Source organism: Streptomyces sp. NPDC097619, from assembly GCF_040302735.1.
Lineage (GTDB): Bacteria > Actinomycetota > Actinomycetes > Streptomycetales > Streptomycetaceae > Streptomyces.
Genome location: NZ_JBEOSD010000268.1, coordinates 1 through 6063 on the forward strand (window position 1 = coordinate 1; position 6063 = coordinate 6063).

The window sequence follows — 6063 nt, forward strand, 5'->3', positions numbered from 1 at the left end:
GGCGGCAGCCTCGTCCTGTTCGACACCCCGGTGGCCCAGAAGCTCTACCTCAAGCCCGGCTACTTCTCCGAGCTGTCCGTGGCCGCCTCCCCGAGTTCCACGATAGGGTGAGCCTCAGGAGGTGCCATGTCCCGCAACCGCAAGACCCCGTCCCACCAGCAGCCCGACGAGCAGGCCACCCTCTTCGCCGCCGTCGACGCCCTGCTCGAAGAAGCCGCCGCACAGGACGCCCTGCCCCACCCCGACGAACGCAAGCGCCTCCGCGAAGCCGCCGGCCTCAGCCAGGACCAGATCGCCAAGGCCCTCGTCGTCCGCCGCGAGACCATCACCTCCTGGGAAACCGGCCGCACCGAACCCCGCCCGCCCAAGCGCGCCGCGTACATCCGCCTCCTCGACGGCCTGGCCACCCTCCACCCGGCCCCCACGGACCCCCGCACCGAGGACGCGACCCCGGACCCGACCCCGGCCACCGCAGCCCCCACACCGCCCGCGATCGCCACGAGCCCCGAGGCCCCCGAGCCCGAGGCGACGACGACGGCCACCCCACCGCCCGCGGAGACCGTCAACGGCGTTAACGCCGTTAACACCGTCACCACCCCCGAGGCCCCCACCCCCCACCCCACCGCAGCCACTCACCCGGCACCCCAAGCCCCCGAAGCACCCCAGGCACCGCCGGCACCCGACACAGCCGCGGTACCCGCCGCACCCACGGCACCCGAACTCCCCGCCCCCACGCCCCCCGTGTCCCCCACTCCCCCCACCCCCACCCCCACGACCGCCGACGGCACCCCGCCGTCAGAGCCCCAGGCGCCCCGGAGGCCCTCCACCCCCACCCGCCGCGCGACGTCCACGGCAGCCAACACTCACGCCTCCCGCACCTCCCCCCTCCCCCTCGCCGTCCTCACCACGCACCCCACCACCACGGCCGCAGCCACCACCAAGCCGCGCGCGTCCGCCAAGCCCTCCCGCGCCACACAGCAGCCGGACAGGCAACCCCTCACGGCACACGCCTCCCACGGCCTCCTCCTGGACTGCCCGGCAACGGACCTCCCCTCCCTCATCACCTGGGCCCTCTCCCCCGAGACCGCCCTGGGCGCCCCCCGCCTCCACCGCTTCGGCAAGGACTCCGACCCCCTCCTCGTCCTCACCGCCGAAGCCACCGAAGCCCTCGGCCTCCCCCTCACCCTCGAAGACCGACGCGGCCTCCGCCTGCCCGACGACCACCCGGTCGTCCGCGGCCTCACCCGCGCCAAGTGGCAACTCACCCGCCGCGGCTTCGGCCCCTGGGCCCGCGTCTACCGCCCCGCCACCGCGGCCACCGGCCGCCAGTGCGTCCAGCTCGCCGTCCTCCCCTGGGGCGCCCTGGACTCCCGCGCCTGGGGCGAGGACACCCCCTCCCTCCCGGCCCCCGAGCTCGCCGACCTCCTCACCGCCTACGCGAGCCGCGTCCTCACCCCCCGCGGCTCCACCGCCGTCTCCGGCCTCGAACTCATGACGGCCCTGCGCCCGCCCACCCGCCCGGTCCGCGACGAATCCACCGGCGCCTGGGTCTCCGCCCCCGTCGCCGGCTCCCTCACCCGGCCCGTGGACCCGGCCCCGCCGGAGGCCCCCGACGAACACCCCGTGGTCGCCGCGCTCTACCCCCGCAGCCACCAGCGGACCCCGGACCAGATCCTCGACGAGGAGGCGTACGACTGGATCCGCGACCCCGAACTCCTCACGGACGCCGAGTGCGCCCGCACCCACGCCGTCGGCATCGACGTGAACATGGCCTTCGCCGCCGCCGCCAACCGCCTCAACGTCGGCACCGGCCCCGCCGTGCACACCACCCGCCCCGTCTTCGACCCCAAACTCCCCGGCAGCTGGCTCGCGGACCTCTCCGACATCCAACTCGACCCCCGCCTCCCCAACCCCTTCACCCCTCACGGCGCCACCCCCACCGGCCCCGCCTGGTACGCCACCCCGACCCTCGCCTACGCCCAGGAACTCGGACACCCCGTCCACCCCACCGAGGCATGGATCCGCCCCGAACACGGCGCCTACCTCGACCCCTGGTACGTACGCCTCCGCGACGCCTACCTCGCCACCATGGCCGACCTCGGCGTGACCCCGTCCCTCACCGAACCCGAGTTCCTCACCGCCATGACGGACCACAAGCAGCAGGACCCCGTCCAGGCCGCCGTCCTCTCCGCCATCAAGTCCACCGTCAAGGGCGGCATCGGCAAGCTCCGCGAACGCCCCCAGGGCATCGGCTACCGCCCCGGCGAACCCTGGCCCGCCCTGGAACGCCCCACCTGGCGCCCCGACATCCGCGCCGCCGTCATCTCCACCGCCCGCATCAACATGCACCGGAAGATGCGCAAGCTCGCCGAAACCGCGGACCTCCACCCCATCGCGGTCCTCTCCGACTGCGCCGTCTACCTCTCCGACGGCCCCAGCCCGCTCGACTTCCTCCCCCGCACCCCCGACGGAAAGCCCCTGCCCGGCGGCTTCCGCCTCGGCGTCAGCCCCGGCATGGTGAAGCACGAGGGCACCCAGCCCCTCCTCTGGGCCGTCCGCATGCTCGACGAACGCCACAACCCCGCCCGCCACATCAAGGGCCACGACGCCGCCGCCGACGGCGAGTAGCCCCCACCCACCCCATCCCATCCCACACCCGTCCCCGAGCCGGCCGGCCCTCCTCCCCAGCCCAGCCCGCCCAGCCCAGCCCTCCTAGCCCGACCCGACGAACAGAGACAGCAACCACCCCATGCCCAACATCGGCGACAGCCTGGACAAAGCCACCGAGGCGAACTTCACCCGCCCCATCCCGAAATCCCCCCAAGCCCGCATGAAGTTCCTCCTCAAAACGGAGAAGAACTCCACCAAGGCCGTCGCCGAACGCCTCGGAATCTCCCAGCGCACCGTCGAGCGCTACCTCAAGGGCCAGATCAAGAACCCCCGCCCCGAACTGGCCGCCCGCCTCGAAGCCGAGGTCCGCAAGAGCTGGCAGCCCCTGGTCCGCAAACGCGCCCGCGACCAGGCCTCCACCTCCACCGGCCTGGTCATCGAGACCCGCGCCCGCTTCGGCTTCACCGCGGCCCCCGGCAGCACCGACGACGGCCGCATGCGCCGCATCACCCAGCACCTGCCGCCCGAGTACGCCTCCCGCCTCTTCGCCGCGCAGGAGTCCGGAGCCACCGAAGCCCAACTCCGCCGCATCGCCGCCGAAGGCCTCCAGGAGATCTACTTCAAGGACCAGGGCGCCCGAGCCTCCGACCTCCTCGTCGAATTCACGGACATCGACTACGTCGAATTCGACTTCTGAGCCGCCTCGCCCGACTCACCACCCAGCACCCCCACCAAGCCCCCTGAACCCCCCTCAGACCGCCCCGCACCACACCCCCGCCCAGATACGTCACCCCACCCTCCCCAGCCCCTCTGACCCACCTCCCTGCCCCCGGACACACGAAAGGGCCGGGAAGGAAACCTCCCCAGCCCACTCGCCACTCGGCAACAACCACCCGCGGACAGCCACGACCCGCCACACTCGACGCCGTCAGCCCGAGCCTCGGCCGTCACGACCGCACCGGCACCCGCAACTACCCCACGGCGTGCAACGTCCGCCGCCGCTTCGTCTCCGCGGCCTTCTTCGCCGCCGCCTGGGCGGCCCGCTTCTTCCGCTGCTCGGCCAGCTGGTCCTGGTACGCCGCCACCGCCTCGTGGTAGCTCGCCACGTACCCCCGGGAGTCCAGCCGCTCCTCCGCCGGCATCTCGTTCACCGCGGCCACGGCATCCTCGAACGAGTTGTACCCCGCCAGCATCGGGTTGATCTGGTAGACCCCGTTACGAACCTTCCGCACCAGCTTCGCCAGCTCCAGGCTCCGGAGAGCCGCGTTCACGCTCGGCCGGCTCAGCTCCAGCAGCCCACCGATGCTCGCCTGGTCGATGAGGATCCTGCCGCCCGGCTCGCTGAGTGAACGCAGCTTCAGCAGCACCCGGTAGGCGGCCGGCGGCAGGTCCAGGTCAGAGAGAAGCCCGTCGGCGTTGACCGCTGCGAATCGCAAGGAGCTCACTGAGCTGTCCCTTCTTCCTTGCGCTGCGCCCGGCTCAGCCGTCGCGCAGCGCGCTCTCTAGCGCGTTCGGCCCGGAGTTCGTCGATGGCCTGCCGCATGTGGTCCAACGAGGGGAACCTCACCAGGTCCGGCAGGCTCCCATCGCTCCGAATCCGCGAGATGGTGCTGTGCTGCTCCACCTTCACGAACTCCCCCGTGCTCTCCGTACCCGGGATGAACTCTGCCACCCGGTAACTGTAGGGCGGGTTGAACTGGTACACACCCCGCCGCACCTTGAAAACGATGCCATGGGACATGATCGTGTGCAGCGCATCGGACGTCTTGGTACGGCTGACATCCAGGATCGTAGCCATCTCCTCCTGGGTAAGCGGAATCCGCCCCCCCGCCCGCTGACAGGCGATGAGCAGCAGGATCAGCCTCAACGGCAGCGCCTCCCTGAAGTACTGGGCGATCACCAGGAAGAACTCCAGGCTGTCCATCGAGAACGCGTTCGGCTGCTCCTGCGTCCCGTAGAACTCCAGCGGCTTGCGCTCGCCCTCGAGCGTCAGCTTCCGGCTCGGGTACTTCTTGGCCAGGGTGTCGAGGTCCCTGACCGGAGCCAGCGGCTGACTCCACGCTGAGATGGCGTCATCAACGGGAAGATCAGGACGCGGCACACGTACCGGGCTCTGCCGGCGCGGCTGTGGCTCTGATGACACGAGGCTGCTCTCCACTTCGTTGATCTGCAGAGATCAGTATGTCAACGAGGGTGACATACATGTCACCCTCGTTGACGTTCAGCGTGTCTTGTGTCCCCTCAGGAGGGACACATCTCAGCCACAGCCCCTCCGGCCCCCCCTCCACCGACCCCTCGTCAAACCATCCCCGCCCGACCCCACTTCACGGACACAACCCCCCAAGAACGTCAGTATCCCCGACGTTTTACCCCAAATACCGTCAGCCTCACTGACGTTTTGCTCGCGATATGTCCCCTCAGCAGTGACACATCGCAACAGTTATGTCCCTCCTGAGGGGACATAACTCGACAAGCGCACCCGCTCTGACCTGCGAAAACGCATCTCCGTACCCTCTATAGTCCCGCCGCCTTCCTTCCGCGGCTCCAAGAACCCCCCGATCCGTCGGATCTGACACCAATCCCTGACACCCCGTCATGGCCCCGAGGCATGGCCTCCCATCCGGACAACCTGTCCACTTGAGGCGCCAGGTTGACTCGATCCCATTTCTAACTGCATACAACTTTGAATCATCTTTTGAATTAACGTTTTTTCTCGTCGCTTGCTCTCAGCTTTTAAGAATCCGTTTAAAGCCCAAAGAAGAGAAAAGAGTTTAGATTTTCTAAACATGTAGCACTAAGGTTCCCTTTAAAACTCGGAGCCAAGCAGAGAGCTTCACTCTCATAAGCGCACAGCACTTAGGAACCCCCATAAAGTGCCCGAAGTAGCAGAGATAATTCGTGTTTCTAGACACGGAACCGCTAGAAACCACTAAAGTCCGAAGCGCAGCAGAGAACTTCACCCTCCTAGACCGGTAGTGTCTAGGCACCCCCAAGCAACACGGAGCGCAGCGAAGTGGTTCACCCGTCCTACACACATAGTGTGTAGGACTTCGCTTGAAAACTCGAAACTGGGCGTTCCACAGGCGCTAAGCTCCTGCGGAACCTTTTAAACCCGTAGCACAACGGAGGGCTGCGGTCACCTAAAGCACAGCGTGTAGGAGGCTCTCTTAAGACTCGGAGCGCAGCGGAGAGTCTTCTATTCCTCAAAAACTCAAGGCCTGAATCACCCTTTAAAGCCTGGAGCTCAGCGGAGAGCTTGGCACTCCTAAACTCCCAGCTGCTAGAAATGCTCCTGAATCACCAAAGCTCAGCAGAGAGGCTTCCCTCTTCTAGCCGCGGAGCGCCTAGAAGATACCCTTAGAGCTCGGAGCGCAGCGGAGGGCTATGCCCTCCTACACGCGCAACGTGTAAGTACCCAGTTTAAAGCTCGGAGCGCAGCGGAGAGCCCAGCTC

The 6063-nt window shown here is 68.0% G+C and carries 4 protein-coding genes; 2 read left to right on the forward strand and 2 right to left on the reverse strand.

The annotated features are described in order from the left end of the window. Positions 1-126 precede the first annotated feature (126 nt). Together tap and tpg are read left to right on the forward strand one after the other, a co-directional pair. Positions 127-2628 carry a telomere-associated protein Tap gene (gene tap / locus ABTZ17_RS35915; protein ID WP_352200017.1) on the forward strand — a complete coding sequence of 834 codons (2502 nt, stop codon included), beginning with the start codon at positions 127-129 and terminating at the stop codon, positions 2626-2628. 121 nt (positions 2629-2749) lie between these two features. Beyond that, entirely contained in the window at positions 2750-3307 is a 558-nt protein-coding gene (gene tpg, locus ABTZ17_RS35920; RefSeq protein WP_352200018.1) for a telomere-protecting terminal protein Tpg, read from the forward strand. Positions 3308-3581: 274 nt separating this feature from the next. On the opposite strand, the gene ABTZ17_RS35925 is transcribed toward tpg, so the two are convergent. After that, entirely contained in the window at positions 3582-4055 is a 474-nt protein-coding gene (locus ABTZ17_RS35925; protein ID WP_352200019.1) for a MarR family transcriptional regulator, read from the reverse strand. Continuing rightward, positions 4052-4768: a hypothetical protein gene (locus tag ABTZ17_RS35930; RefSeq protein WP_352200020.1), complete on the reverse strand. Its 717-nt coding sequence runs from the start codon at positions 4766-4768 to the stop codon at positions 4052-4054. Before ABTZ17_RS35930 ends, ABTZ17_RS35925 begins: the two co-directional genes overlap by 4 nt. Positions 4769-6063 lie beyond the last annotated feature (1295 nt).